This window comes from Pantoea sp. SGAir0418 (genome assembly GCF_043529865.1).
The window spans coordinates 1,733,687-1,759,605 of the sequence record NZ_CP027911.1 but is presented as its reverse complement, the minus strand read 5'-3'; the positions used below and the strand labels follow the sequence as shown (position 1 = coordinate 1,759,605).

Sequence of the window (25,919 nt, the reverse complement as noted above, 5' to 3'; positions counted from 1 at the left end):
GGGCGACTGGCGTCAGAAAAAGGCGCGGTGTATCGCCAGCTCAACGCCACGAATCTCAGCCAGACCTTTCAGCCGGCCAATCGCGGAATAACCCGGGTTAGTATTCTTATGCAGATCGTCCAGCATCTGATGCCCGTGGTCGGGCCGCATCGGGATCAGGTCTTCCTGCCCCGCATTACGACGGCGCTGCTCCTCTTCGGCAATCGCTTTGATCACCGCAAACATATCGACATCGCCGCCAAGGTGCGCGGCTTCGTGAAAGGTTTTGGGGTTGGCTTCACGCCGGGTTGAGCGCAGATGGGCAAAATAGATGCGCGGCCCAAAACGTTTCACCATGCCGGCTAAATCATTTTCCGCCAGCACGCCGTAGGAGCCGGTACACATCGTGAAGCCGTTGGCCGGACTGTCGATGGTGTCGATCATCCACTGCAGATCGTCGGCATTGGAGACGATACGCGGCAGGCCGAGGATCGGGCGCGGCGGATCGTCCGGATGTACCGCCATGCGGATACCGACCTCTTCAGCGACCGGGATAATGCCGCGCAAGAACGTGGCAAAGTGCTCGCGCAGCCGGGCTTTGTCGATGCCGTCATAGCGCGCCAGCTGAGCACGGAACTGCGCCAGCGTGTAGCCCTCTTCCGCGCCAGGTAATCCGGCGATGATGTTACGCGTCAGCCGCAGCTTGTGCTCTTCGCTCATGCTGGCGAAGCGCGCAGCGGCCTCGGCTATCTCGTCAGCGCTGTAATCATTTTCTGCGGCCTGGCGCTGCAGGATATGCAGCTCAAATACCGCAAATTCAATCTGATCGAAGCGCAGCGCTTTCGCGCCATCCGGCAGCTCGAACGCCAGGTCGGTGCGCGTCCAGTCCAGAATCGGCATGAAGTTGTAGCACACGGTGTGGATGCCGCACTGCGCCAGATTGCGCAGCGACTGCTGATAATTGCTGATCCACTGCTGGCACTGCCCGCTGCCAGTTTTGATCTCCTCATGGATCGGCACACTCTCCACCACCGACCAGACCAGCCCGGCCGCCTCAATCATCGCTTTGCGCTGCAAAATCTGCTCCACCGGCCACACCTCGCCGTTAGGAATGTGATGCAGGGCAGTCACAATGCCGGTAGCGCCCGCCTGTCGGGCATCGGCGAGTGAAACGGGATCGTCAGGGCCATACCAGCGCCAGGTCTGCTTCATGTCGTTCTCTCCTGCGGGCCTGAGCATCACTCTCAAAGCCCTTCCATTTTGGTTGACCAATTTTACAAGCGAAGCGCTTTCTGAGTCGTAAAAAGTGCCTGCGCAGCGTCAAATTCAGCTTTTCACCGGCGGAAGTCAACCTGATAAATGATTTTGGTTAACCAGATCACAAATACCGCATCAGGCTGGCGACCACCTGGCCTAACTGTGGTTCACTCCCGGCGGATGGTTAAAACAGGACGCATCACGCCACGCCCGGCAATCAAGGGCCAGGGGTTATGCGCTGGCCGGTATGGACTCCACCTGCGGCCAGGCAGTCACAGACGTTGCTCACACATGCTGTTAATAATGAATGGAGAATCCGATGAACCGCAGTTTGAACCCAGGGATTGCCGCAACCGGCACGAAACGCGTCATCCGTCATCTGCGCTGGTGGGTGCTGGTGCTGTTTCTGGCCGGCGTCACCGTCAACTACATTACCCGTAACTCGTTAGGCATTCTGGCACCCGAGCTGAAAACCAGTCTCGGCATCACCACAGAACAATATTCATGGATAGTCGGCGCTTTTCAGCTGGCTTATACCTTCTTTCAACCGATCTGTGGCTGGCTGATTGATGTCATTGGCCTCAAACTCGGCTTCTTGATCTGCGCCACCATCTGGGCGCTGGCCTGTCTGTTCCATGCCGGCGCCGCCAGCTGGTTGCACCTGGCCATCTTGCGCTTTGTCATGGGCGGAGCTGAAGCGGCCGCCACGCCGGCTAACGCCAAAGTGATTGGTGAATGGTTCCCGAAAAAAGAGCGTCCAATTGCGGCCGGCTGGGCCGGCGTCGGCTTCTCGATTGGCGCCATGCTGGCGCCTCCCATCATCTACTTTGCCCACGCCTCGTTCGGCTGGCAGGGCGCATTCCTGTTTACCGGCTGTCTGGCTCTGGGCTGGGTGGTGCTGTGGTGGCTGTTGTATCGCGATCCGGAACGTAACCCGAATCTCAGCAGCGATGAGCTGGCCTTTATTCGTCAGGATAATGAGCCACCGGCGGTCAAACTGCCCTTCTTTAAAGCTCTGAAAACCGTCTCCAGAAACAAGCGTTTTTACGGTATCGCCATTCCCGCTTTTATGGCTGAACCGGCATGGGGCGTGCTGAGCTTCTGGGTACCGCTCTATCTGGCAAAAGACCTGGGAATGGACCTGAAACAGATTGCCATGTTCGCCTGGCTGCCGTTCCTCGCGGCGGATCTCGGCAGTGCAGCCAGCGGCTACCTGACGCGCATCTATACCCGTCTGTTTGGCTTCAGGCAGGTAAATTCCGTCGTCGCCAGCTCGGTCACCGGCGCCTTTCTGATGCTGTCGCTGGCACTGGTGGCGATGACCAAAGACCCCTATGTCGCGATTGCCCTGATCTCAATTGGCGGTTTTGGTCATCAGATCATCTCCTGCATGTTAAGTGCGCTGGTGGTGGAAAAATTTGATAAGGGCCAGATGGCCACGGTAAATGGCATGCGCGGCTCGTTTGCCTGGATCTCCAGCTTCCTGTTTTCGCTGGTGATTGGCGTAACGGCTGACAAAATCGGCTTTAACCCGCTGTTTGTCGCCATGGGCTTCTTTGACCTGATCGGTGCAGTCTTCCTGATTGCGTTTATTGCTGAGCGTCGTTCAGCGACCCAATGAAGTAGGTAACGATGAAAACCTTAAAAAACTGGTCTTTAGCCCATTCTGATCGTCACCATGTGGTGCTTAACGTCGATGGCAAACACCATCTGTGCCTGTACGTGCTGGAAAAAGGTCTGTTCCGCGTGGTGATCAAGCGCCACGGCAACTACAGTCTGGACCGCACCTGGAGCATTGCGCCGGAACAGGATGTTCCGTGGGAAGGGCGTCCGCGCGACAGCCTGGCCGGGTTTAGCCTGCCCGGTTTTACGCTGGAGGAAGAAGCCGATTGTCTGACTATTAGTACCGACACGCTGCGCGTGATAGTGCGTCAGCCGCTGGCGCTGGAGTGGCAGTACCGTGATGCCGCTGGCCACTGGCAACTGCTGACCGGCGATCGCCCCACCAGCGCCTATCAGATAAACGCACACGGCGACGGCGTGGCGCACTATCAGCGCCGCATGGCGGACGATCGCTACTACGGTCTTGGCGAAAAAACCGGCGATCTGCAACGCAACGGCAAACGCTATGAGATGCGTAATCTGGATGCTATGGGTTACAACGCCTCCTCCACCGATCCGCTGTACAAACATGTGCCCTTCACCCTCACGCGGCGTAACGACGTCAGCTTTGGCCTGTTCTACGATAATCTCAGCACCAGCTGGTTCGATCTGGGTAACGAGCTGGATAACTATCACCAGCCGTATCGCCGCTGGCAGGCGGAGAGTGGCGATATCGATTACTACCTGTTTGTCGGTAAGCGGGTGCTGGATATCACCAAAACCTTCGTGCGCCTGACCGGCAAAACGCTGTTCGGCCCCAAATGGAGTCTGGGCTACAGCGGCTCGACCATGCACTACACCGATGCGCCGGACGCGCAAAACCAGCTGATGAACTTCATCCGCCTGTGTGAGGAGCACGCTATTCCGTGCGACTCCTTCCAGCTCTCTTCGGGTTATACCTCGATCAATAACAAGCGTTATGTGTTCAACTGGAACTACGACAAAGTGCCGCAGCCGGAAGCGATGAGCGAGGCATTTCACGATGCCGGGCTGCGCCTGGCGGCCAACATCAAACCCTGCCTGCTGCAGGATCACCCGCGCTATGAAGAAGTCGCGGCTCAGGGACTGTTTATCCGCGATTCGGAAGAAGATGTGCCAGAGCGCTCGGTGTTCTGGGATGATGAAGGATCGCACCTCGATTTCACCCATCCGCAAACGGTGGCCTGGTGGCAGGAGAACGTCACCCGTCAGCTGCTGGAAAAAGGCATCGACGCCACCTGGAACGATAACAACGAGTATGAAGTCTGGGACGGCGAAGCGCGCTGCCACGGCTTCGGTACGCCGATTGCCATCAAGCATATTCGCCCGGTGATGCCGCTGCTGATGATGCGCGCCTCGATGGAAGCGCAACAGCGCTTTGCCCCCGAACAGCGACCGTTTCTGATTTCGCGCTCCGGCTGTGCCGGGATGCAGCGCTACGTGCAAACCTGGAGCGGCGATAACCGCACCAACTGGACCTCGCTGCGCTACAACATTCGCATGGGCCTCGGCATGAGCCTGTCCGGCTTGTATAACGTCGGTCACGACGTCGGCGGTTTCTCGGGCGATAAACCCGACGCAGAACTTTTTGTGCGCTGGGTGCAGAATGGCGTCATGCATCCGCGCTTCACCATTCATTCGTGGAATGACGATCACACCGTGAATGAGCCGTGGATGTATCCTTCGGTCACACCCGCGATTCGGGCGGCCATTGCGCTGCGCTATCGCCTGCTGCCGTATCTCTACACGCTGCTGTGGCAGGCGCATGCGGACGATGAACCAATGCTGCGCCCGACGTTCCTCGATCATGAACACGATGCCCAGACCTTTGCTGAGTGTGATGAATTCCTGCTCGGCCACGACCTGCTGGTCGCCAGCGTGGTGGAACCCGGCCAGCGTGAACGCCGCCTGTGGCTGCCAGACAACCAGACCGGCTGGTATGATTTCGCCACGCAGCAGTGGTACAGCGGGGGTCAGTGGATCACCTTACCTGCGCCCCTGGAAACGCAGCCGCTGCTGGTGCGCGCAGGTGCGGCACTGCCACTCAGCGAGCGTATTGCTCACGTCGACGCCGCCGCAGACGATCGTCGCACGCTGCAGCTTTATCCATTGCAGGGCAAAGGCGTTAGCCACGGCGAACTGTTCGAAGATGATGGCGAATCCTGGGGCTATCAGCAGGGCAATGCGCTGTGGCTGCAGTGGGAAATGCGCTGCGAAGCCACAGCCATTCACCTTACGTTGCGGCGCAAGGGTGATTATCAGCCGGCATGGCAAACGTTGCAGATTGCCCTGCCCGCCGGTGAACAGCGTGCGCTGTTTATCGATGGTGTCGCCGCAGGCGCTGCGTCAGCCGACGTGACGCTGGCGCAGATTTCCCGCAGCTGATAAAAGCAAGAGCGCACCGATGTCGGGTGCGCCTGCTTAACTTCACCACAGCCCGCTTTTCTCTCCCTCAGCGGCTTACACCAACACGCTATCTGCCCGTTTTCTGTCCTGACGTTATCGCGCTAATAAATCTATCCGGTTTAATACGCTTATTTCACCGCCCTGCTCACCCGATTAATCCTGGTTGCTTACTAATATAATAGCTGCGCTTAATGCAGGCATAAGCGTTTACTGCTGAGGCGATTGCGTAAAACATGACGACGCACTGGCTAAGCCATCGCAATAATATGCCTCAACACGGAAACGCCGCGGTTTAAGCAATATTCAACTGTGGCGCGCTATTAGTCATTAAGACGACATTAACCGGGTAATTCCCGACTTCTCAAAGGGCCTCTGTGATGAAAAGATTGCTGTTACCGATGATAGCTTTACTTGCCAGCCACGCCACCCTTGCCGCCGACGGTCAAATCACGTTCGTCGGCGCGATTGTTGAACCCTCCTGTGATTATGCCGTGACGCGCAGCGTCTCGCTGAACTGCACGCGCGAAGGGATTAAAAAGAGCGAAACCCTGCAGGTTAATAGTGCCGCGCGTGAATTACCTTACGCGCTGGGCACCGCGCGCATTATCCGTGAGCGTGGTTTGACTTTTCTGCAGGTAGAATATAATTGATGGTTTTAAGTCTGATTTACTCAGCTGCTCATTATCCTAGTCATTATCACTGCCTGGCAAAGGAATGCTTTATAAAACAGTGTTTCTCTTAACCCATCCTGGCATTTCACTTCCAAAATAACAGACACCTGATTAATCTGGCATTCAACGCTTCAGTCTGCAGATATTTTTAACTGCACGATGATGGATATAAGATCATTTGCGACATCATGATTTTATATAAATATAGCGCCTGAACCAACAGGCCGGAAGCGCCCCGTCTGATGGCCGCGGCCGGGTATTCAGCTCACGCGCCTGATCGCCCATAGCACATTGACTTCTTTCGTGGCGCAGGTACATTTTACGCCATGAAAACCTTTCTGATTATTGTCCCGGACGGCGGCATGCTGTTCGAAGCGGCGGGTATCGCCGACATCCTCATGCACGCCAACCTGCACCTGCCGGTGGGCGTTGCTGGCGCACGCTATCGCATCAGCATCGCGACCACGCAGCCGCACCAGGTGATCCACGGCCAGTCCGGCCTCAATCTGCTCGCCGACCTTAAACTGGCTGAACTCGATCCGCGCGAACGCTGGGACACCATCATGATTACCGGCCGCGGTGATAACCCCGAAGAACGCAACATGGTGGTGGACTGGATTAAGCTGGCTGCCCCGCAGGCGCGCCGCGTGGTGTCGATTTGCGGGGCGGCAATGCTGCTGGCGGAAGCGGGATTGCTGGATGGCCGGCGCGCCACCAGCCACTGGCGTCTGCTGGACACGCTGCAGGCCAGCTATCCGCGCGTGCAGGTTGAAGGCGGCCCGCTGTATATTCAGGACGGCCCAATCTGGACCTCCGGTGGCGTCAGCTCCGGCTTCGATCTGACGCTGGCGCTGGTAGAGGAAGATTTTGGTTTCAGCGTGGCGCGCGACATCGCGCAGGATATGGTGATGTATCTGCGTCGTCCCGGCGGCCAGATGCAGTTCAGCCGCTTTCACCTGCAGTCCGTCAGCGAGTCGGGGCCGATTGCTCAGCTGCAGAGCTGGATCGCCGCCCATCTGGCGGAAGACCTGTCGGTAGAGAACCTGGCGGCCCAGGTGGCGATGAGCCCACGTAACTTTACCCGCGTGTTCAGCCGCGAAACCGGCGTTTCACCGGCGCGCTATGTGGCAGAAGCGCGGCTGGCGGCGGCGCGCGAGCGGCTGGAGCAGACGCGCGAGACGCTGGAACGCATTGCCATCGCCACCGGCTTTGGCAGCAGTATCAACCTGCGGCGCAGCTTCGAGCGCCAGCTGCATCTCACGCCCAACGAATATCGCCAGCGCTTTCACAGCCGCAAAATGGCGTAAAGTGATCCTTTTTTGTCGTTTACGCCAGTGCACGCCAGGCCTACAGTGACTGCAGTAACTTCACTAAGGAGTCAGTCATGATCAAGGTAGGCATTAACGGTTTTGGCCGTATCGGACGTAACGTATTCCGCGCCGCGCTCGGCAGCAGCGACATCGATATTGTGGCGATTAACGATCTCACCGACAGCAAAACGCTGGCGCATCTGCTGAAGCACGACTCCCTGCTGGGTCGGCTGCCGGCAGAAGTCAGCGCTGGCGACGGCGAGCTGCGCATTGATGGCAAACCAGTGCGGGTGTTCAGCGAGCGCGATCCGGCCAATATTCGCTGGCGTGACGTGGGCGTGGATATCGTCATCGAAGCCACCGGCTTTTTTACCGAGCGTGACAAGGCCGCGGTGCATATCACGCACGGCGGCGCCAAACGCGTGATCATCTCTGCGCCGGGCAAAAATGATGATTTGACGATTGTGATGGGCGTCAACGACCAGCGCTACGATCCGCAGCAGCACTTTGTGGTGAGTAACGGCAGCTGTACCACTAACGGCCTGGCGCCGGCCGCGCAGGTGCTGCATCAGGCGTTTGGTATTGAGCACGGTCTGATGAACACCACCCATGCCTATACCAACAGTCAGGCGCTGCATGACCAGCCAGAGAAAGATCTGCGCGGCGCGCGTGCGGCGGCGCTGTCGATTGTACCGTACTCCAGCGGCGCGGCTAAAGCGCTCGGCCGGGTGATTCCGGAACTGGAAGGCCGCTTAACCGGTTACTCGCTGCGCGTGCCGGTGCCGGTGGTGTCGGTGGTGGATCTGACGGTGACGCTGAAACGCGACGTGACGGCCGAAGAGGTGAATGACGCCTTTAAAGCCGCTGCTGCTGCCGGCCCGCTGCAGGGTATCCTCGGCTACAGCGATGAGCCGCTGGTCTCCAGCGATTATCAGGGCGATGCGCGCTCATCGATCATCGACGGCTTATCGACGCTGGTGATTGGTGGCAACCTGGTGAAGATCCTTGCCTGGTACGATAACGAATGGGGCTTCTCTAACCGTCTGGTTGACCTCGCGCGCCTGATGGCACAGCGCGGTCTGTAACCTCCCCGGCGGCGTGCGCCCGACCCGCGCACGCCGCGCTAATGCGCCAGATAGAAGATCAGATGCATACCCGGTGCCTGCTCAATTTGCAGCGAGGTAAAGGTATATGTCTGCATCCTGCCTTCGACATCAATTAGGGTTTTATTGCCCGCGCCGATTTTCCCCACATCATGGTCATTCCACAGCGTGCGAAACCCGGCGCTGCGCGCCAGCAAATCCTCGATCACCACTTCGAATTCCTGCGCCTGATTGCTGGCGGCATAACCGGCGCGAAACGCCGACAGCGTATGGCGCGCCGCCTCTTCCCAGCCATGAATGCGCTGCTGGTAGGCTTCACTGATGAACATCAGCTTGAGCGAGTTGCGATCCGCCGGTGGCAGGGCCGCCCAGTCGACAATCAGCGACTGCGCCGCCGGATTCCAGTAGACAATATCCATGTTGGCGCGGCGCACAAACGCCGGATGTGGGTCCAGCGCATCCACCATCGCCCTCACCTCAGGCGGCAATTCATGACTGAAAGGTTGCGAATGTGCGTTGCCAAACACCAGCGCTTCAAGATACTCCTGCTCGGTGACCGAGAGCTGTAGCACTTTGCCGATGCGCTGCAGCGCAGCGGGCGAAATACTGATGTCGCGACCCTGCTCGAGCCAGGTGTACCAGCTGACGCTAACCGCCGCCAGCTGTGCCACTTCTTCGCGCCGCAGTCCGCTGACGCGCCGGTTTTGCCGGCTGAAGCCATAGATCTGCGGATCAATACGCGCGCGCTGGCGGGTAAGGAAGTTTTTCACATCTTCACCACGCGATTTTACGGCCTGGGTATGACCTGTAGTCATAGGATAAACCACCCCATTTTTCACTGACTGATTGACATTTACTATCACCGGACAGAGTAAGGTATCTCAGCGGAGTAAAGCAAAGTATGTCAGCAGATTCAGTTTCCGCCGGACGGCAAGCAGTCCGGCACACCCGGGTGAGCCTGATCACCATGCTCACCGGCATGGTGACCCTGATTGTGGCAATGGGTATCGGCCGCTTTTCACTCACGCCGCAGATCCCGCTGATGATCGCCAACGGTCACCTGACCCTCTCCAGCGCTGGTGTGCTGGCGGCGATGAATTACATCGGCTACCTGCTGGGTGCACTGCACGTGAGCCGGATCACCGCCCATCACGCGCGCTACCTGAAGGCCGGTTTGCTGGCCACCGCGCTGGTGACTCTGCTCTCCGGCTTTAGTCATGCCTGGGTACTGCAGTGCCTGTTCCGTGTGGTGGCGGGTATCGGTGGTGCCTGGGCCCTGATTATCGTCACCTCCTGGACGCAGATGGTGCTGGCACAGCAGCAGGCCCCGCGCATGTCCGCCGCGGTATTTGCCGGCCCGGGAGCCGGCATCACCCTGAGCGGCGTGCTGGCGTGGCTTATCGCCCGGTTACACCTGAATGACGATCGCGCCTGGCAATGCTATGGCTTGGTCGCGCTGGCTGGCGTGCTGCTGGTGTGGCGCGCGCTGCCCGCGTCGCTCCCCGCCCGGCAGCGGGAAAGTGCGTCGGCGGCTCCAGGTCGCTCGGTAAAACGGCTATGGCTGGCCTATACGCTGGCCGGTTTCGGCTACATTTTGCCCGCGACGTTTCTGTCACAAATGGCGCACAGCCTGTTTGCTCAGGGTCAGCTGGCAGCGCTTTTCTGGCCGCTGTTTGGACTTTGCGCAGTGGCTGGTGTGGTGCTGATTATGCTGTTTTCAGCGCGCCTGAATACGCGCCTCAGCCTGGCGTGGGTTATGATCCTGCAGGGGCTGGGCGTGGCCAGCGGCGTGCTCATCCCGGGCGTGAGCGGGCTGCTGATCTCAACGGTGATGGTCGGGCTGGGGTTTCTTTCGATTATGCAGCTGTCGATGCAGCTGGCGCGCGCCGTCTCCAATATCAGCGTGGCAAAAACCGTGGCGATATTGACGTCAGGCTATGCCACTGGTCAGCTGATCGGGCCGCTGATCTCCGCCGCCAGCGTGCAGATTTTTGCTTCCCTGCACCCTGCGCTGCTGCTGGCCGCTGGCGGACTGGTGCTGGGCGGGCTGCTGGTGCTGCGCATCCGCCCGCACTGACGCGCTTACTTCAGTGCCATCGCCTGCTTAAGCGTGAAGAACAGATCGGTCTGATCGGTCAGGCCGACCACATTCGCCGCGTGCGGACCGTAGGCCGCGATGCGCAACTGGGTGCCGGTGTGCTCCTGGGAATCCTCTTCCGAGTTACCGTAGCTGATGGTCATCACCGCGCCATCTTTGGTGTTGAGCGCCTGAGTCAGACCTGGCGCTTTGGTACCGTTTTCGACGATCTGGCTGCTGTGCGCGTGATCGGCGGTTACCACCACCAGCGTATCGCCGTGCTCGCGCGCATACGCCAGCGCCACCTGCACCGCCTCATCTAAATCGACGGTTTCACCAATCTGACCGCACGGGTTAGCAGCGTGATCCTGCTTATCAATCGACGCGCCCTCCACCTGCAGGAAGAAGCCATGACTGTTGTGGCTGAGCAGGTCGATGGCTTTTTGTGTCATCTGCGCCAGGGTTGGCATTGATGCCGGACGATCTTTGTTGACCTCACAGGTCACCACCGGTTTATCCAGATTGCCATGATAGCTGGCTTTTGGCCCCTGCCAGCGCACCGGCATGTTGCCCTCCGAGAACAGCCCCAGCAGTGGCGTCTGTTGATTAGCCTGCTGTACCGCATTCAGCGCGGCGAGATTATCGACCAGCTGGAATCCCCGTACTTCGGCCTGCTCGCGCAGGGTTTTACCCTGGTAGTCGCCCGCTTTAGCTCGCTCAGCGAAGGATTTGGCGCCGCCGCCCAGCGTGACGTCGGGACGGGTTTGCAGCAGCTGCTCGCTGATCGATCCTTTCCCGCCCTGCTCCAGCGCGTTACCCGGACACAGCTCAGTGGTTTTTTCCGGGCCGTAGCATTTGCGCGAGGTAACGTGCGCCATCAGCGCGGCCGGCGTGGCATCCTGCAGTTCTGCGGTGGAGACGTTGCCGGTGGCTTTGCCGGCTGCTTTGGCCAGCTCAAGCAGCGTGACCTGATCTGTGCCGTTGACATCGACGCCAATCGCGCCGTTATAAGTTTTCGTGCCGGTGGCCTAGGCGGTGGCCGACGCGGCAGAATCCGTTACGTAGTTTGGCTTATGCGTTTTCTTGTCCAGTGAGTAATGGGTGTACTGGCCGGTGAGCGGCAGCGTATCAATACCGGGAAAGAAACCGCCAGCCCCCATTGCCTGATTGCGTGCCGCGGTGATTTCGGAATCGCCCATGCCATCGCCAATCAGCAGGATGACATTCTTCGCCGTGCTATTACTCAATGAGGCTTTCAGCGCCTCGGTCTGGTCGCCGCTCAGGCGACGCGCGCCGCCGTGCTGGGTGATATCGCCGATGGCGGCGCGTTGATAGCTGGCGCTCTCTGCCAGCGCGGACGTGGTGGTGAGTGAAGCCAGCAGAGAGAGCGTGAAAAGAGGTAAGTGTTTCATTTATCAGCATCCTTATCCGTAGATATAACCAAATGTTTCCGCCGACAAGTCTGCGACAGTGCGGTGACACTTTTGTGTCAGTTAAGGAATATTTTGATGACAAAGCCGGCAAAGTGGAGAGGCTTAAGGCAATCTGCGCAGAGGTTAAGCGAATAGAAAAAAAGGAGAAAATAGCCCTTGACCCTTATCGCTGAACTCCCTATAGTAGCGCCCCGTTGACCCAGTGCGGTCAGCAAACAAAATGTGGTGAGGTGTCCGAGTGGCTGAAGGAGCACGCCTGGAAAGTGTGTATACGGCAACGTATCGGGGGTTCGAATCCCCCCCTCACCGCCATCATTCAGAGAAGAGCCTGTACGCAAGTACGGGCTTTTCTCATTTATATTCTCCACGCGTGGGGGGATGAGAATCCCCGATTGGAGGTTCGACAACTGGCGCATGCCAGTTGGACAGCGGAGCCTGCGACGCTGCCCGCAGGGTGAGCGAAGCGAATCAATCCCCCCCTCACCGCCATCATTTATATAAAAGTGCCCAGTTAATAGCTGGGCATTTTTATTTGTATATTCTCCCGACCTGGGGGGGGGATGAGAATCCCCGATGGGGGTTCGACAACTGGCGCATGCCAGTTGGACAGCGGAGCCTGCGACACTGCCCGCAGGGTGAGCGAAGCTCATCAATCCCCCTCACCGCCATCATTTATATATAGGTGCCCGGTTAACAGCTGGGCATTTTTATTTGTCTGTTCTCCAGGTGCTTTTGTGCCACAGGACGCATAATCGAAAGATCCCCTTTCGCTGCAATATCGCGTGGGCAGCGGACCGTGTACTCTTACCGGAAATTCTGCAGGGTATCCTTTTCATCCACTGATGATGTCGCTGAATTAAGAGGGAATGCGCGATGACCAGACTGAAAAAGCACCGGCCATGTTCCGGCCACTCTTTTCGCTGCTTAATGAGACGGACGAACCATTGCCTGACGGGAGAGCGTTAACATGGCCGTTCAGTCAAACGTATCCCACATTCTTAACGAACTCGCGCACAACGCCCGGCAGATAGACGAGAGCCAGGCGCAGGCATTGATCGCACATATTCGCAGCGCGAAACACATTTTCCTGCAGGGCGCCGGGCGCAGCGGCATTGCTATCCGCGCGTTCGCTAACCGTCTGTTGCATCTGGGTTTCTCTGTCAGCATGGTGGGTGAAATCTCGTCACCCCACTCCAGACCTGGCGATTTATTGATTATTGGTTCTGGCAGTGGCGAAACCGCGAGCCTGAAAGCGCTGGCGCTGAACGCCGTTGAGCGCGGTGTCGATGTGGCGCTGATTACCCTGAAAGCAGATTCAGGCATCGGCAGACTGGCCAAATGCGTGTTGGTGTTACCCGGCACCGTTAAAACCGATAACGCACGCAGCGCCGGGCGATTCTCGCAGCCAATGGGCTCGGCCTTTGAGCAGCTTTGCTTCATCACCTGTGATGCCATGGTGCTTGAAATCATGCATCAGTGTGGTGAAACCAGCGAGAGCATGTTCAGCCGCCATGCGGATTTCGAATAACAGCATAACGTGTTTCCCGAACGTCGCTGATTTATACGCGGCAAACCTGAGAGCGAAACCCTGTGTGCTGCCACGGTGTTACCGCTGATACGGGTGTACAGGTTAGATAATTTATTTTGTTTATATTTAAGCGTAATTGATTTCCCTGGTGCCGGACTCAGTTATTGATGTGGATAAGGCCACGCATGATCGAGGCCGGTTGATGACAGGATGCCCGTGACGGCCAGCCAGGCGATCACCAGCGCGAAGACAATAATTGCTGTAATTTCAATTGATTTAACCCAATGACGCTTAGCCATAAATACCCCTTCTCAGTTTAGGTGTTTGTACACGCTTCTCTGAAGATAAGATGTTACCGGTAAAGCGCAAGCGTTGATCACATCATGAAACATAAAGCATAGCTTATTGATTATTTGCGGCGCGAAAATTTGGCATAGCCGTTCCCGTCTGCTGGCGTCCTGGTGCATCCGGGTTTTTCTTGGGATGAGTGATGTGATCATTCAGACGCTGCGTGCACCGGGCTAAGCGCATCCGTTGCCGCTAACCCATTTTTGTGACGCACAATATCCGCCATGATTGCCAGCGCGATCTCCGCCGGGGTTTTGCTGCCGATATCCAGCCCAACCGGTGCGTGCATGCGCTGCAACTGCGCCGGCGTCAGCTCCGCAATCGCGCTCAGGCGCGCTTTGCGTTTTGCGCTGTTGCGCTGCGAGCCCATCGCACCGAGATAAAACGCCGGCAGATTGACCGCTTCCATCATGGTGAGATCGTCAATACGCGCATCATGCGTCAGCGAGAGGATTGCCGTGGCGGCATGACAGCCCTCGCGCTCCAGATACACCGCCGGAAACTGCTGCACCAGTTTGACGTCCGGCGCCAGTTCGGCCGCCATGTTGCTCAGCACCTCTTCACGGTGTTCACAGACGATGGTTTCGAATCCCAGCGCCAGCGCGAAGTTGGCACAGTAAACGGCGACGCTGGAGAGTCCGGCAAGGATCAGGCGCGGCGCGGCACTCAGGGTCAGAACGATTTCACCGTCAGTGACCTGGGTGCGGGTGCGGTGGGTATAAGGCGCCGGTTCGAGCGCGTGACACGGCTGCGGCAGCGTCAGGCGTTTGGTGATGGCACGCGCGCCGGTCAGCGCATCCTCCAGCTGCTGTAAGTAGCGCAGCGTGGCGGCACCTGCAGGCAACCATTCGACCAGAATATCCAGTACGCCGCCGCACGGCAGCGCGCGGTCAGGCGTGTCGCCCCCCTCACCGTAACGCACCAGTTGACTGGCGGCAGAGAACGCCTGCTGCTGAACGCGGGTGATAAAATTCTCCTCGACGCAGCCGCCGGAAAGGGAACCGCTATAGCGCCCATCGGCGCGAATCACCATCATCGCGCCCGGCGGGCGCGGCGATGAGCCGTACGTGCTGAGCACGGTACACAGCCACACCGGCTGCGCTTCCGCCCACTGCTGCGCCATCCTTACCACCTGCACATCAAGAGAGTGCATGACTTTCTCCGCTCATCGTTTCCGCCCTTTTTCTTCCCGTAAGCATAGCAATGAAAAACCCGGCCGCAGCCGGGTTGAGATTAGCTATTTTTTCAAGGTTAACTGTAAGCATGCAGCGTACGCTGGCACAGTGCCGAGCGAACGCAGTCGTCTTTACCGAAACGCACCACGCCAATCATCTCATCCTCTTCGAAGCGCGCCAGCGCATCGGCAAGGCCAGATTTGACGCTGGCGGGCAGGTCGCACTGGGTGATATCCCCGTTGACAATCACGGTGACGTTTTCGCCCAGGCGGGTCAGGAACATCTTCATCTGCGCAGCGGTGACGTTTTGCGCCTCATCCAGAATCACCACCGCATTCTCAAAGGTACGTCCGCGCATATAAGCGAAGGGCGCGATCTCTACCTTGGCGATTTCGGGTCGCAGGCAGTACTGCATAAAGGAAGCGCCGAGACGTTTAACCAGAACGTCGTAAACCGGTCGGAAATAGGGGGCGAATTTCTCGGAGATGTCTCCTGGCAGGAAACCGAGATCTTCATCCGCCTGTAAAACCGGGCGCGTCACAATGATCCTTTCGATGTCCTTATTGATCAGGGCCTCGGCTGCTTTCGCAGCGCTGATCCAGGTTTTACCGCAGCCGGCTTCACCGGTCGCGAATATCAGCTGTTTCGTTTCTATGGCGTTAAGATAGTGCGCCTGAGCATCGTTTCTGGCCTCAATTGGTGACCGGTCACGCACATCGCGCGCCATGCCAATTGCATCCAGCCCACCCATCTGCACCAGCGAAGTGACCGATTCTTCTTCACGCTGACGATGACTGCGAGAGTCACTGCGAAGCACTCGGCGGGCTTCACGACGCGCTTTGATCACTGCTTTCTGTCTTCCCATAGTGGCACCTTACAGTTGGTTTCATTTATCGCGGCGGATCACCCGCGGCGATGATTTGAACGCTTTAGAGGTTTTGTTGGCTTCCTTGTAAGCCGTATCGAGCCAGTGAGAAAAGTGTGCAACAACGCCGAAACGCTGCCGCGCACCGGTAAACATCGGAAAAGAATTCGAAGGCGATAAAAGAAAAGTGAAGAGGATTCTCACGCGGGAGGCAATCCCCCACAGCGTACTGCGCTAGCTGAAGTGTATTTAACTGTCCGTATAAGGACCGGGCCATGCGCGAACTCCAGTGGACTTAGCCACACAACTGACGACGCTATGACTAAAGTTCATCATATTTCCGCCGATTTGCAACACTATTTTTACTTTACGGCAAAGAAAACCCGCGTGGCGCTGCATCAGCCCGGTGCGCTTAAATTAAATTAATATTAATATTCAGTAAGATAGGTAATTCAGCACTTAACAAACTGTTTCAGAAAATTCGGACATGACAGCGAGACAGGAGAAATTTAAGGCGGGCTTAACAGCAGCGCCTGGCACCGCGAACGGCGGACAAGCGCTGTACATTAATTAATCAGGCTTCGAGCAACGGCTGCCCCAGATAATGATTTTTGTCCGCCACGCCGGGCAAAACAAAAAAGTATCCGCCGCCGATGGGACGAATATATTCTTCCAGCGCTTCGCCATTGAGTCGTTTCTGCACGGTAATAAAGCCTTTGCTTAAATCGTGCTGATAACAGACGAACAGCAGCCCCATATCCAGCTGTCCTGCCCCGGTAATCCCCGAGGAATAGCTGTAGCCGCGTCGCAGCATCAGGCTGCTGTCGGTTTGCGGCGTGCGCGGATTGGCGAGCCGGATATGCGCATCCAGTGCGATAATCTCGCCGTCCGGATCGCGGGCGTAATCCGGCACGTCGTGCTCGTGCTGCATCCCCAGCGGCGCGCCGGACAACTTCTCACGACCAAAAATGGTTTGCTGCTCGCCCAGCGGCGTGCGGTCCCACATTTCAACGTGAAAACGGATGATGCGTACCGCCTGATAGCTGCCGCCGTGCGTCCACGCCGGTTCCTGCTGTTCTGGTGTCACCCACAGCAGCTGGTCCATCAACTGAGTATTGTGGGTATCCGGATTGGCGGTGCCATCCTTGAAACCCAGCAGGTTGATCGGCGTTTCGCGCCCTTTGCTGCGTGCAGCGTGATCGGCGATAAAGCCGTCGCGCCGCCAGCGCACCGCCAGCAGATCCGGCGAGTGCTTAATGATATCGCGCAGCGCGTGAATCACCGTATCCTGGGTATTGGCACAGATCTGAATCAGCAGGTCGCCATGGCACTGTGCGGCGTCGAGCGAATCGTTGGGAAAGCGTGTCATCGTCTGCAGCTGGCTGGGCTTATGCGCGGCCAGCCCGAAGCGCTCGTCGAACAGTGAATCACCCACCGACAGCGTCAGGGTCAGGTTATCGGGCGCAATGTCAGCACCCAGGATGCCGGAGTCGAGCGGCGGCAGCTGCGGATTGGGCACCGCCGGCGCCGGTCCGCCCTGGGTGAGAAAGGCAAAGCGCTGCGTCAGCAGCCGCATCAGGCGTTCCAGTTCGGCTTTATCACTGGCCAGCACATCAAACGCCACCAGCATCATAGATGCCTGCTGCGGCGTCAGGATGCCGGCCTGATGAGCGCCGTAAAACGGTTGCGCCTGCTGGCGCGCGTCGGGTGCAACCGTGCCAGGTGAGAAACTCTCTGCCGCGCTGGCGGCATGGAACGGACAGCCGCCGCCCAGTGCCGCCGCGCCACCCAGCATGCCCAATCCCTGTAACAGACGACGACGCGACGGTTGCGCCGCGTCATTTTTTTTACTCATGATTAATCAAGACCTAAAGTGCCGCGCAGCAGGGAGAGATCTTCCGCCAGCGTGGTGATGGGCCCTTTCAGCGCATTACGGTCGCTGGTGGTCAGCTTTTCATAGGAAGCAAAACCGTCTTTGGTGCGGTATTTGCTGAGAATGCCATCCACCTTCTTAAAGTTCGCGTCCACTTTCGCCAGCAGCTGCGGATTGGCTTTTTGCAGCAGAGGACGCAGCAGATCAACGATTTTCTGTGCGCCGTCGATGTTGGCCTGAAAATCGGACAGATCGGTACGGCTGTAGCGATCTTCCTCACCGGAGATTTTGCTGGACGCTACCTCTTCAATCAGGCCTGCCGCGCCACCGACCACTTTCGCCGGCGGGAAGGCCAGCTCGCTGACGCGGGTTTGCAGATCCTGCACATCCTTATACAGCTGGTCAGCGAACGCGTCCGCGCCTTTGGTGGTGTTGTCGGCGAACAGCAGTTTTTCCAGCCGGTGGAAGCCGGTAAATTTCGGATCTTCCGCTTTTTTCTCGAAGTCATCTTCACGCGCGTCAATACTGCCGTCGAGGTCAGAGAACAGTTCGGCAATCGGCTCGATGCGCTCATAGTGCACACGCGTCGGCGCATACAGCGCTTTGGCTTTTTCCACGTCACCGGCTTTTACCGCGTCGGTAAAGGCTTTGGTGCCGGCCACCAGCGCGCTCACTTCTGCCATCACGTAGACTTTGTAATCGGCAATCGGCCCGACCAGCTGCAGCACATCTGGCTTGCCGCTGCTGGCGGTTTTGCTGTCACCGCTGACCACCAGCTTGCCTTTCGGATTAGTGAGCAGGCCGCAGGTCATGTCATATTCACCCGCTTCCAGGTTGGCGGTGAGCTTCTGGCTGAAGCCGGGCGCGATGTTTTCGCGCTCTTCCACCACCATCACGCCTTTGAGGATTTCCCACTCCAGCGCTTTCTGGCTGTTGTTTTTGATGATGAACTGGGTTTTACCGGCCTGCACGTTGAGCGACATCGGCTCGCACTGCTTGTCAGTGACCGTCACCGTGACCTGCGGTACGGCAGCGGCAGAAGCGGCACCGGACAGCGCCAGCATGGAGAGCAACAGCGCCTTACGGCGGAAGCGAATCGTCATAGTCATATCCCTGTTACATGAAGGTACAGGCGCACGCGCGCCTGCGAAAATTTAGCGCACCGAACGTGCAGCGCTGGGTGCCGGACGCGCCGGGAAGAAAAACAGCAGCAGCGCCGGGATCAGATAAATCAGCCATACTGCGACTTCGCTGACGCTCGGCGCTTCCTGATAACCCAGAATGCCTTCCAGCAGCGTGCCAAAGATCGAATGGGTAGAGAGCGTGTTGCTGAAGTCAAACGCGGTCGCCTGGAAGTGGTTCCACAGTCCCGCCTCATGGAAGGCGCGGATCGCCCCCGCCGCCAGACCGGCCGCCACCAGCAGGATGAACAGGCTGGTCCAGCGGAAGAAGTGCGCCATGTTAAGCCGCACGCCGCCGTAGTAAATCAGCATGCCCAGCACGATGGCGGTCGCCAGACCCAGCACCGCGCCAATCGGCGGCGCATAACCGACATCCTGGGTAAACGCTGCCAGCAGAAAGAACACCGACTCCAGCCCTTCACGCGCCACGGCGAGAAACACCATCAGCACCAGCGGCAACCCGCTGCCGCCCGGCTTCTGCAGCGCCTGATCGACGGATTTTTCCAGCGTGGCTTTGATATTGCGCGACACCTTGCGCATCCAGAACACCATTGAGGTGAGGATCACCACGGCAATTACCGCCACGATGCCCTCAAACAGTTCCTGCTGTTTCTGCGGGAACTCACCGGTGGTCTCGTTGATGAAAATACCGAGCGCGAGGCACAGCGCCGCAGCGATAAACACGCCAGCCCACATCGCGGGGAACCACTGGCTGCGCTGGGTGCGTTTGAGATAGCTGGCAATCAGGCTGACGATGAGCGCTGCCTCGAGACCTTCGCGCAGCATAATGAGAAAGGGAACGAACATCACCAACCTCTTGAATGTTAAGGAGGGTAAACCTTAGGTAAAAATACGTAAAGTGCGAACGATATCGATTATCATTATCGCGGATGAAAATACAAGTCACCGCGCGAAATTAATTTTGCTTTTGCGGACCAGGTAGCGATGCGGGAAAGTCAGGACGGGGGGACAGATTGCGCGATAAATCGTGCGCAGAGGACGAGACACGAAAACTGCGGGGAGCACGGCACTCGCGCTCCCCGCTTTACTCAGACCAACACCGTTATTTGGTGTTGTATTCTGCTTCGGCGGCATCGAAACGCTGCTGCGCTTCAGCCGACGGTTCGCGGCCGGCCAGGCTCACCACGACAATAGCGATGCTGGCAAACAGGAAGCCCGGGATGATTTCATACAGGTTGAGCCAGGCGTACTGCTTCCAGATCAGCACCGTAGCGGCCCCGATAATCATGCCGGCCAGCGCGCCGTTGCGCGTCATACGCTTCCAGCACACGCCGAACAGCACCACCGGACCGAATGCGGCACCAAAACCTGCCCAGGCGTAGCTCACCAGCCCCAGCACGCGGTTCTCCGGGTTGGAGGCCAGCGCAATTGCCACCAGCGCAATCACCAGCACCATTAAACGGCCAACCCACACCAGCTCTTTCTGGCTGGCATTTTTACGCAGAAACCCTTTATACAGATCCTCAGTCAGCGCGCTCGAGCACACCAGCAGCTGACAGCTCAGGGTCGACATCACCGCCGCCAGAATGGCCGACAGCAGAATACCGGCGATCCACGGGTTGAACAGAATGCGCGCCAGCTCGATAAACACGCGCTCGCCGTTTTCGCTTACGCCCGCCGCCTGCTCCGGATGGTTCTGGAAATAGGCGATACCGAAGAAGCCCACCGCAACAGCACCAGCCAGGCACAGGATCATCCAGGCCATGCCGATGCGGCGCGCGGTGCGAATAGAACGGTGCGAGTCTGCGGCCATGAAGCGCGCCAGAATGTGCGGCTGGCCGAAGTAGCCAAGGCCCCAGCCGAGCAGTGAAATCACCGCCACGAAGTTGAGGCCCTTCAGCATATCGAGGTTTTCCAGGCTTTTCGCTTCAATCACCGCCAGCGAATCATCCAGTCCGCCGACGGCGATAATCACAATCACCGGCGTCAGGATCAGGGCAAAAATCATCAGGCTGGCCTGCACGGTATCGGTCCAGCTCACCGCCAGGAAACCGCCCACCAGCGTATAAAGAATGGTTGCTGCCGCGCCGGCCCACAGCGCGGTTTCATAACTCATGCCGAAAGTGCTTTCAAACAGGCGCGCACCCGCCACGACGCCCGAGGCACAGTAAATGGTGAAGAAGATCAGGATTACCAGTGCCGAGATGACGCGCAGAATTTTGCTGTGGTCTTCGAAGCGGCTGGTGAAAAAGTCTGGCAGGGTTAAGGCATTATTGTGATGCTCGGTCTGCACGCGCAGGCGACCCGCAACAATTTTCCAGTTCAGCCACGCGCCAATCGTCAGGCCGATGGCAATCCAGCTCTCAGAGATCCCGGAGAGAAAAATCGCGCCCGGCAGTCCCATCAGCAGCCAGCCGCTCATGTCCGAGGCCCCGGCCGACAGCGCGGTTACCACGCTGCCCAGGCTGCGACCGCCCAGAATATAGTCGTCAAAGTTTTTGGTTGAGCGGTACGCGATAAAACCAATCAACACCATCCCGAGGATGTAAATGATAAATGTCACCAGCATCGGTGTACTTACTGTCATCTGTCTCTCCACTTATTATTTGATCTCTTAAGAGAAATCTTTTTCCTGCGTTACCGGAACGGGATAACGTCAGGGCTTTACCGCATCCAGAGAAAGCGATTTCTCATAAGGCGCGGTATCCTGCCGCAAAGGTGCGACGCGCACAATGCATTTAACACAGCTGTTACCTGGGTTTCACCTGACTTTGCATTTTTCATGCTCACAGGTTGCGCCTGTTCACATTTTAAGTTGCACCTGATGTCAGCCAGGATGCGTTTTGTTGCGGTGGGTTGCAACTCTGGCGAGATTCTTGCAGCAAGTTCTGTGCCGCTTTTGCTGCGTTAACAAAAAAGGCGGTTAAAAACGTGCAACCGAGGTCACATTTAACACGGTTGCACAAAGTTGCAACATGAGTGATAGTGCAGCCCACGCTGAAGTTGATTCACACTTTGAGGACGAGGAAATCATGGGAACCACCACCATGGGGGTGAAGCTGGATGAAGCCACCCGCGATCGCATTAAACTGGCGGCGCAAAAGATTGACCGCACGCCGCACTGGCTGATCAAGCAGGCAATTTTTAACTATCTCGGCCAGCTGGAAGCGGGAGAAACGCTGGCGGAGATCCCGCTGCAGCTGAATGATGCCGCAGACGATGAGCGTGTGCCGGAAGAGAGCTTCCAGCCTTTCCTCGACTTCGCCGAACACATTTTGCCGCAGTCGGTCAGCCGCTCGGCCATCACCGCCGCGTGGCGTCGTCCGGAGACCGATGCGGTGCCGATGCTGCTGGAGCAGGCGCGTCTCCCTGCCCCGCTGGCAGAGAAAACCCACCAGCTGGCATACAGCCTGGCGGACAAGCTACGGCACCAAAAAGGGGCAACCGGACGCGCCGGCATGGTGCAAAGCCTGCTGCAGGAGTTCTCGCTCTCGTCTCAGGAAGGCGTGGCGCTGATGTGCCTGGCGGAAGCGCTGCTGCGTATTCCTGACAAGCCCACCCGCGATGCGCTGATCCGCGATAAAATCAGCAACGGCAACTGGCAGTCCCATCTGGGCCGCAGCCCGTCGATGTTCGTCAACGCCGCCACCTGGGGCCTGCTGTTTACCGGGCGTCTGGTCTCCACGCACAATGAAGCCAACCTGTCTAAATCGTTGAACCGCATCATCGGCAAGAGCGGCGAACCGCTGATCCGCAAAGGCGTGGATATGGCGATGCGCCTGATGGGCGAACAGTTCGTCACCGGCGAAACCATCGCCGAGGCGCTGGCCAACGCGCGCAAGCTGGAAGAGAAAGGCTTCCGCTACTCGTATGACATGCTGGGCGAAGCGGCACTCACCGCCAGCGATGCCAAAGCCTATCTTATTTCCTATCAGCAGGCGATTCACGCCATTGGTAAAGCCTCCAACGGACGCGGCATTTACGAAGGTCCGGGCATTTCCATTAAGCTGTCGGCGCTGCATCCGCGCTACAGCCGCGCGCAGTATGAGCGGGTGATGGAAGAGCTTTACCCGATCCTGAAATCGCTGACGCTGCTGGCGCGCTCGTATGACATCGGCATCAACATCGATGCCGAAGAAGCCGATCGCCTGGAGCTGTCGCTCGATCTGCTGGAAAAACTCTGTTTTGAGCCGGAGCTGGAAGGCTGGAACGGCATCGGTTTCGTGATTCAGGCTTATCAGAAGCGCTGCCCGTTTGTGATTGATGCGCTGGTGGATCTGGCGCAGCGCAGCCGCCGTCGTCTGATGATCCGTCTGGTGAAAGGCGCTTACTGGGATAGCGAAATCAAGCGCGCGCAGATGGAAGGCCTTGAAGGCTATCCGGTTTACACCCGCAAGGTGTACACCGACATCTCCTACCTCGCCTGTGCGCGTAAACTGCTGGCGGTGCCTAACCTGATTTATCCGCAGTTTGCCACCCACAACGCCCACACGCTGGCGGCGATCTACCAGCTGGCGGGCAACAACTACTATCCTGGCCAGTACGAGTTCCAGTGCCTGCACGGCATGGGCGAACCGCTGTACGAGCAGGTTGTGGGCAAAGTGGCCGACGGCAAGCTGAACCGGCCGTGCCGGATTTATGCGCCGGTCGGTACCCACGAAACGCTGCTGGCCTACCTGGTGCGTCGCCTGCTGGAAAACGGCGCCAATACCTCGTTCGTCAACCGCATCGCTGACAACACGCTGCCGATTGACGAGCTGGTGGCCGATCCGGTGGCTGCGGTGGAGAAAATGGGTGTCGCAGAAGGCGCAATTGGTCTGCCGCATCCGAAGATCCCGCTGCCGCGCGATCTGTATGGCGACAAGCGTGTTAACTCTGCCGGTCTGGATCTGGCCAACGAACACCGCCTGGCGTCGCTCTCCAGCGCCCTGCTCTCCAGCGCCAGCCAGCCGTGGCAGGCTCAGCCGATCATTGATGGCGAGCTGGGTAGCGGCAGCAGCCGCGCGGTGATCAACCCGGCCACGCCGGCGGATATCGTCGGCAGCGTGCGGGAAGCCACCCCTGAAGAGGTCTCCTGTGCGCTGGATGCCGCGGTGAATGCCGGACCGATCTGGTTCGCCACGCCGCCGCAGGAGCGCGCCGCGATCCTCGAACGTGCCGCCCAGACGATGGAAGATCAGATGCAGCAGCTGATTGGTTTGCTGGTGCGTGAGGCGGGTAAAACCTACAACAACGCCATTGCCGAAGTGCGCGAAGCGGTGGACTTCCTCTATTACTACGCCGGCATGGTGCGTGACGATTTCGATAACGAAACCCATCGCCCGCTCGGTCCGGTAGTGTGCATCAGCCCGTGGAACTTCCCGCTGGCGATCTTTACCGGCCAGATTGCTGCCGCCCTGGCGGCCGGCAACAGCGTGCTGGCGAAACCCGCCGAGCAGACGCCGCTGATTGCCGCGCAGGCGGTGCAGATCATGCTGGATGCCGGCGTACCGGCCGGCGTGCTGCAACTGCTGCCCGGCCAGGGCGAAACGGTGGGTGCGCAGCTGACCGGCGACGAGCGGGTGCGCGGCGTGATGTTCACCGGCTCAACCGCAGTCGCCACCCTGCTGCAGCGCAACCTGGCTGGCCGTCTCGATCCGCAGGGTCGCCCGACGCCGCTGATAGCCGAAACCGGCGGCATGAACGCCATGATCGTCGACTCTTCAGCGCTTACCGAACAGGTGGTGGTGGATATCGTGGCGTCCGCGTTTGACAGCGCCGGTCAGCGCTGCTCGGCGCTGCGTCTGCTGTGCATCCAGGACGATGTGGCGGACCACACGCTGAAGATGCTGCGTGGTGCCATGGCCGAATGCCGCATGGGCAATCCGGAGCGTCTGTCGACCGACGTCGGTCCGGTGATCGACGCTGAAGCCAAAGCCAACATCGAGCGCCATATCCAGGCGATGCGCAATAAAGGCTTTACCGTGTATCAGGCGGTGCAGGAGCATCCGCAGGACAGCAAAGAGTGGCACAGCGGCACCTTTATCAAACCGACGCTGATTGAGCTCGATCAGGTCAGCGATCTGGATAAAGAGGTGTTCGGTCCGGTGCTGCACGTGGTGCGCTTTGCGCGCAACAACCTGCCGCAGCTGATTGAGCAGATTAACGCCTCGGGCTATGGCCTGACGCTCGGCGTGCATACCCGAATCGATGAAACCATTGCGCAGGTGACGGCCGGGGCGAAAGTCGGCAACCTGTACGTTAACCGTAACATGGTTGGCGCGGTGGTTGGCGTGCAGCCGTTCGGTGGCGAAGGCCTGTCGGGCACCGGTCCGAAAGCCGGCGGTCCGCTCTATCTCTACCGCCTGCTGGCCCATCGTCCGGACGGTGCCCTGCGCATCACCTTTGATCGTCAGGATGCCGAACGGCCGGTGGACAGCAGCGTGCGCACCACGCTGCTGAGCGCGCATCAGGCATTGCAGAGCTGGGCACAGGATAAGCCGGAGCTGCTGGCGCTGTGTCAGCGTTACGATGCGCTGAGCCAGGCCGGGACCGTGCGACTGCTGCCAGGCCCGACCGGTGAGCGCAATACCTTTACGCTGCTGCCGCGCGATCGGGTACTGTGTATCGCGGACAATCAGCAGGATGCACTGATTCAGCTGGCGGCGGTCACCAGCGTCGGTAGCCAGGCACTGTGGCAGGATGACGAACTGCATCGGACGCTGCGCCAGTCGCTGCCGGCCGCGGTGCAGGCACGCATCACGCTGGCGAAAGATATGCTGGCGGCGGAGTTTGATGCGGTGATCTATCACGGCGATGCCGATCAGCTGCGCAGCCTGTGCGAACAGATTGCCGCCCGCGAAGGCGCGATTGTGTCAGTGCAGGGCTTTGCCCGCGGCGAGACCAATCTGCTGCTGGAACGTCTGCTGATTGAGCGCTCGCTGAGCGTCAATACCGCGGCCGCCGGCGGCAACGCCAGCCTGATGACCATTGGTTAAGTAAAGCAGGATCGCCATGGATGGCGTAATGGAGATCGGTGAAGGACACCGCAAGTTGCAATAAGGTCGTAGCGGCGCGATTCATTGTGCGATGAATCGCGCCGCTACGAAACGTTCCGTCGTTTTTGTACCAT

At 58.5% G+C, this 25,919-nt stretch carries 17 protein-coding genes, 1 tRNA gene, 1 other RNA gene and 1 pseudogene; 10 read left to right on the top strand and 10 right to left on the bottom strand.

Annotation, left to right across the window (positions count from 1 at the left end; translation table 11 throughout):
• Nucleotides 1–12: 12 nt before the first annotated feature.
• On the bottom strand, nucleotides 13–1,191 hold the full coding sequence (gene uxuA, locus C1N84_RS08015) for a mannonate dehydratase (RefSeq protein WP_394541828.1): 1,179 nt from the start codon (nucleotides 1,189–1,191) through the stop codon (nucleotides 13–15).
• A gap of 364 nt (nucleotides 1,192–1,555) precedes the next feature.
• Between uxuA and C1N84_RS08010 the strand changes: the two genes are divergently transcribed.
• From C1N84_RS08010 to gap, 5 genes are all read left to right on the top strand, one after another.
• Complete coding sequence (locus C1N84_RS08010; RefSeq protein WP_058771183.1) at nucleotides 1,556–2,857, top strand: MFS transporter; 1,302 nt, start codon at nucleotides 1,556–1,558, stop codon at nucleotides 2,855–2,857.
• A gap of 11 nt (nucleotides 2,858–2,868) precedes the next feature.
• Complete coding sequence (locus C1N84_RS08005; protein ID WP_394541827.1) at nucleotides 2,869–5,262, top strand: glycoside hydrolase family 31 protein; 2,394 nt, start codon at nucleotides 2,869–2,871, stop codon at nucleotides 5,260–5,262.
• Nucleotides 5,263–5,660: 398 nt separating this feature from the next.
• Nucleotides 5,661–5,933: a hypothetical protein gene (locus tag C1N84_RS08000; protein WP_153001950.1), complete on the top strand. Its 273-nt coding sequence runs from the start codon at nucleotides 5,661–5,663 to the stop codon at nucleotides 5,931–5,933.
• Nucleotides 5,934–6,280: 347 nt separating this feature from the next.
• Nucleotides 6,281–7,261, top strand: coding sequence for a GlxA family transcriptional regulator (locus tag C1N84_RS07995; RefSeq protein ID WP_058771180.1), 981 nt, complete (start codon nucleotides 6,281–6,283; stop codon nucleotides 7,259–7,261).
• Between the two features lie 77 nt (nucleotides 7,262–7,338).
• A complete protein-coding gene (gene gap, locus C1N84_RS07990) occupies nucleotides 7,339–8,349 on the top strand; it encodes a type I glyceraldehyde-3-phosphate dehydrogenase (RefSeq protein ID WP_058757433.1) in 1,011 nt (336 codons plus the stop codon).
• 38 nt (nucleotides 8,350–8,387) lie between these two features.
• On the opposite strand, the gene C1N84_RS07985 is transcribed toward gap, so the two are convergent.
• Nucleotides 8,388–9,182, bottom strand: coding sequence for a helix-turn-helix transcriptional regulator (locus C1N84_RS07985; protein WP_058757432.1), 795 nt, complete (start codon nucleotides 9,180–9,182; stop codon nucleotides 8,388–8,390).
• Between the two features lie 86 nt (nucleotides 9,183–9,268).
• On the opposite strand from C1N84_RS07985, the gene C1N84_RS07980 reads away from it, so the two are divergent.
• Complete coding sequence (locus tag C1N84_RS07980) at nucleotides 9,269–10,444, top strand: YbfB/YjiJ family MFS transporter (protein ID WP_264443177.1); 1,176 nt, start codon at nucleotides 9,269–9,271, stop codon at nucleotides 10,442–10,444.
• Between the two features lie 5 nt (nucleotides 10,445–10,449).
• Here the strand turns inward: C1N84_RS07980 and phoA are convergent.
• A pseudogene (gene phoA, locus C1N84_RS07975) lies at nucleotides 10,450–11,856 on the bottom strand (alkaline phosphatase).
• A gap of 245 nt (nucleotides 11,857–12,101) precedes the next feature.
• Here phoA and C1N84_RS07970 point away from each other — a divergent pair.
• From C1N84_RS07970 to hxlB, 3 genes are all read left to right on the top strand, one after another.
• Nucleotides 12,102–12,189: transfer RNA gene (locus tag C1N84_RS07970), tRNA-Ser, on the top strand.
• A 45-nt stretch (nucleotides 12,190–12,234) separates the two neighbouring features.
• Nucleotides 12,235–12,366, top strand: a non-coding RNA gene (locus C1N84_RS07965) — RtT sRNA.
• 478 nt (nucleotides 12,367–12,844) lie between these two features.
• A complete protein-coding gene (gene hxlB, locus C1N84_RS07960; RefSeq protein ID WP_264251593.1) occupies nucleotides 12,845–13,405 on the top strand; it encodes a 6-phospho-3-hexuloisomerase in 561 nt (186 codons plus the stop codon).
• A 161-nt stretch (nucleotides 13,406–13,566) separates the two neighbouring features.
• Here hxlB and C1N84_RS07955 read toward each other — a convergent pair whose 3' ends face one another.
• From C1N84_RS07955 to putP, 7 genes are all read right to left on the bottom strand, one after another.
• Nucleotides 13,567–13,704, bottom strand: a complete 138-nt coding sequence (locus tag C1N84_RS07955; RefSeq protein WP_215787697.1) for a hypothetical protein — start codon at nucleotides 13,702–13,704, stop codon at nucleotides 13,567–13,569.
• A 197-nt stretch (nucleotides 13,705–13,901) separates the two neighbouring features.
• Nucleotides 13,902–14,906, bottom strand: coding sequence for an XdhC family protein (locus tag C1N84_RS07950; RefSeq protein ID WP_264443170.1), 1,005 nt, complete (start codon nucleotides 14,904–14,906; stop codon nucleotides 13,902–13,904).
• A 98-nt stretch (nucleotides 14,907–15,004) separates the two neighbouring features.
• Nucleotides 15,005–15,793, bottom strand: a complete 789-nt coding sequence (phoH, locus tag C1N84_RS07945; protein WP_058757427.1) for a phosphate starvation-inducible protein PhoH — start codon at nucleotides 15,791–15,793, stop codon at nucleotides 15,005–15,007.
• Between the two features lie 574 nt (nucleotides 15,794–16,367).
• Complete coding sequence (gene efeB / locus C1N84_RS07940) at nucleotides 16,368–17,648, bottom strand: iron uptake transporter deferrochelatase/peroxidase subunit (protein ID WP_132462274.1); 1,281 nt, start codon at nucleotides 17,646–17,648, stop codon at nucleotides 16,368–16,370.
• Between the two features lie 2 nt (nucleotides 17,649–17,650).
• On the bottom strand, nucleotides 17,651–18,769 hold the full coding sequence (gene efeO / locus C1N84_RS07935) for an iron uptake system protein EfeO (protein WP_104093194.1): 1,119 nt from the start codon (nucleotides 18,767–18,769) through the stop codon (nucleotides 17,651–17,653).
• 51 nt (nucleotides 18,770–18,820) lie between these two features.
• The gene (gene efeU, locus C1N84_RS07930; RefSeq protein ID WP_021509909.1) at nucleotides 18,821–19,654 is read right to left on the bottom strand and encodes an iron uptake transporter permease EfeU; all 834 of its coding nucleotides are present in this window, start codon (nucleotides 19,652–19,654) and stop codon (nucleotides 18,821–18,823) included.
• 256 nt (nucleotides 19,655–19,910) lie between these two features.
• On the bottom strand, nucleotides 19,911–21,395 hold the full coding sequence (gene putP, locus C1N84_RS07925; protein ID WP_058771173.1) for a sodium/proline symporter PutP: 1,485 nt from the start codon (nucleotides 21,393–21,395) through the stop codon (nucleotides 19,911–19,913).
• A 445-nt stretch (nucleotides 21,396–21,840) separates the two neighbouring features.
• Between putP and putA the strand changes: the two genes are divergently transcribed.
• Complete coding sequence (gene putA, locus C1N84_RS07920) at nucleotides 21,841–25,785, top strand: trifunctional transcriptional regulator/proline dehydrogenase/L-glutamate gamma-semialdehyde dehydrogenase (protein ID WP_264443651.1); 3,945 nt, start codon at nucleotides 21,841–21,843, stop codon at nucleotides 25,783–25,785.
• Nucleotides 25,786–25,919: the final 134 nt, after the last annotated feature.

What these genes read in the sequence shown, in the direction of transcription:
- uxuA (WP_394541828.1), bottom strand. Translation starts at nt 1,191, where the DNA reads ATGAAGCAGACCTGGCGCTGGTATGGCCCTGACGATCCCGTTTCACTC.
- C1N84_RS08010 (WP_058771183.1), top strand. Translation starts at nt 1,556, where the DNA reads ATGAACCGCAGTTTGAACCCAGGGATTGCCGCAACCGGCACGAAACGC.
- C1N84_RS08005 (WP_394541827.1), top strand. Translation starts at nt 2,869, where the DNA reads ATGAAAACCTTAAAAAACTGGTCTTTAGCCCATTCTGATCGTCACCAT.
- C1N84_RS08000 (WP_153001950.1), top strand. Translation starts at nt 5,661, where the DNA reads ATGAAAAGATTGCTGTTACCGATGATAGCTTTACTTGCCAGCCACGCC.
- C1N84_RS07995 (WP_058771180.1), top strand. Translation starts at nt 6,281, where the DNA reads ATGAAAACCTTTCTGATTATTGTCCCGGACGGCGGCATGCTGTTCGAA.
- gap (WP_058757433.1), top strand. Translation starts at nt 7,339, where the DNA reads ATGATCAAGGTAGGCATTAACGGTTTTGGCCGTATCGGACGTAACGTA.
- C1N84_RS07985 (WP_058757432.1), bottom strand. Translation starts at nt 9,182, where the DNA reads ATGACTACAGGTCATACCCAGGCCGTAAAATCGCGTGGTGAAGATGTG.
- C1N84_RS07980 (WP_264443177.1), top strand. Translation starts at nt 9,269, where the DNA reads ATGTCAGCAGATTCAGTTTCCGCCGGACGGCAAGCAGTCCGGCACACC.
- hxlB (WP_264251593.1), top strand. Translation starts at nt 12,845, where the DNA reads ATGGCCGTTCAGTCAAACGTATCCCACATTCTTAACGAACTCGCGCAC.
- C1N84_RS07955 (WP_215787697.1), bottom strand. Translation starts at nt 13,704, where the DNA reads ATGGCTAAGCGTCATTGGGTTAAATCAATTGAAATTACAGCAATTATT.
- C1N84_RS07950 (WP_264443170.1), bottom strand. Translation starts at nt 14,906, where the DNA reads ATGCACTCTCTTGATGTGCAGGTGGTAAGGATGGCGCAGCAGTGGGCG.
- phoH (WP_058757427.1), bottom strand. Translation starts at nt 15,793, where the DNA reads ATGGGAAGACAGAAAGCAGTGATCAAAGCGCGTCGTGAAGCCCGCCGA.
- efeB (WP_132462274.1), bottom strand. Translation starts at nt 17,648, where the DNA reads ATGAGTAAAAAAAATGACGCGGCGCAACCGTCGCGTCGTCGTCTGTTA.
- efeO (WP_104093194.1), bottom strand. Translation starts at nt 18,769, where the DNA reads ATGACGATTCGCTTCCGCCGTAAGGCGCTGTTGCTCTCCATGCTGGCG.
- efeU (WP_021509909.1), bottom strand. Translation starts at nt 19,654, where the DNA reads ATGTTCGTTCCCTTTCTCATTATGCTGCGCGAAGGTCTCGAGGCAGCG.
- putP (WP_058771173.1), bottom strand. Translation starts at nt 21,395, where the DNA reads ATGACAGTAAGTACACCGATGCTGGTGACATTTATCATTTACATCCTC.
- putA (WP_264443651.1), top strand. Translation starts at nt 21,841, where the DNA reads ATGGGAACCACCACCATGGGGGTGAAGCTGGATGAAGCCACCCGCGAT.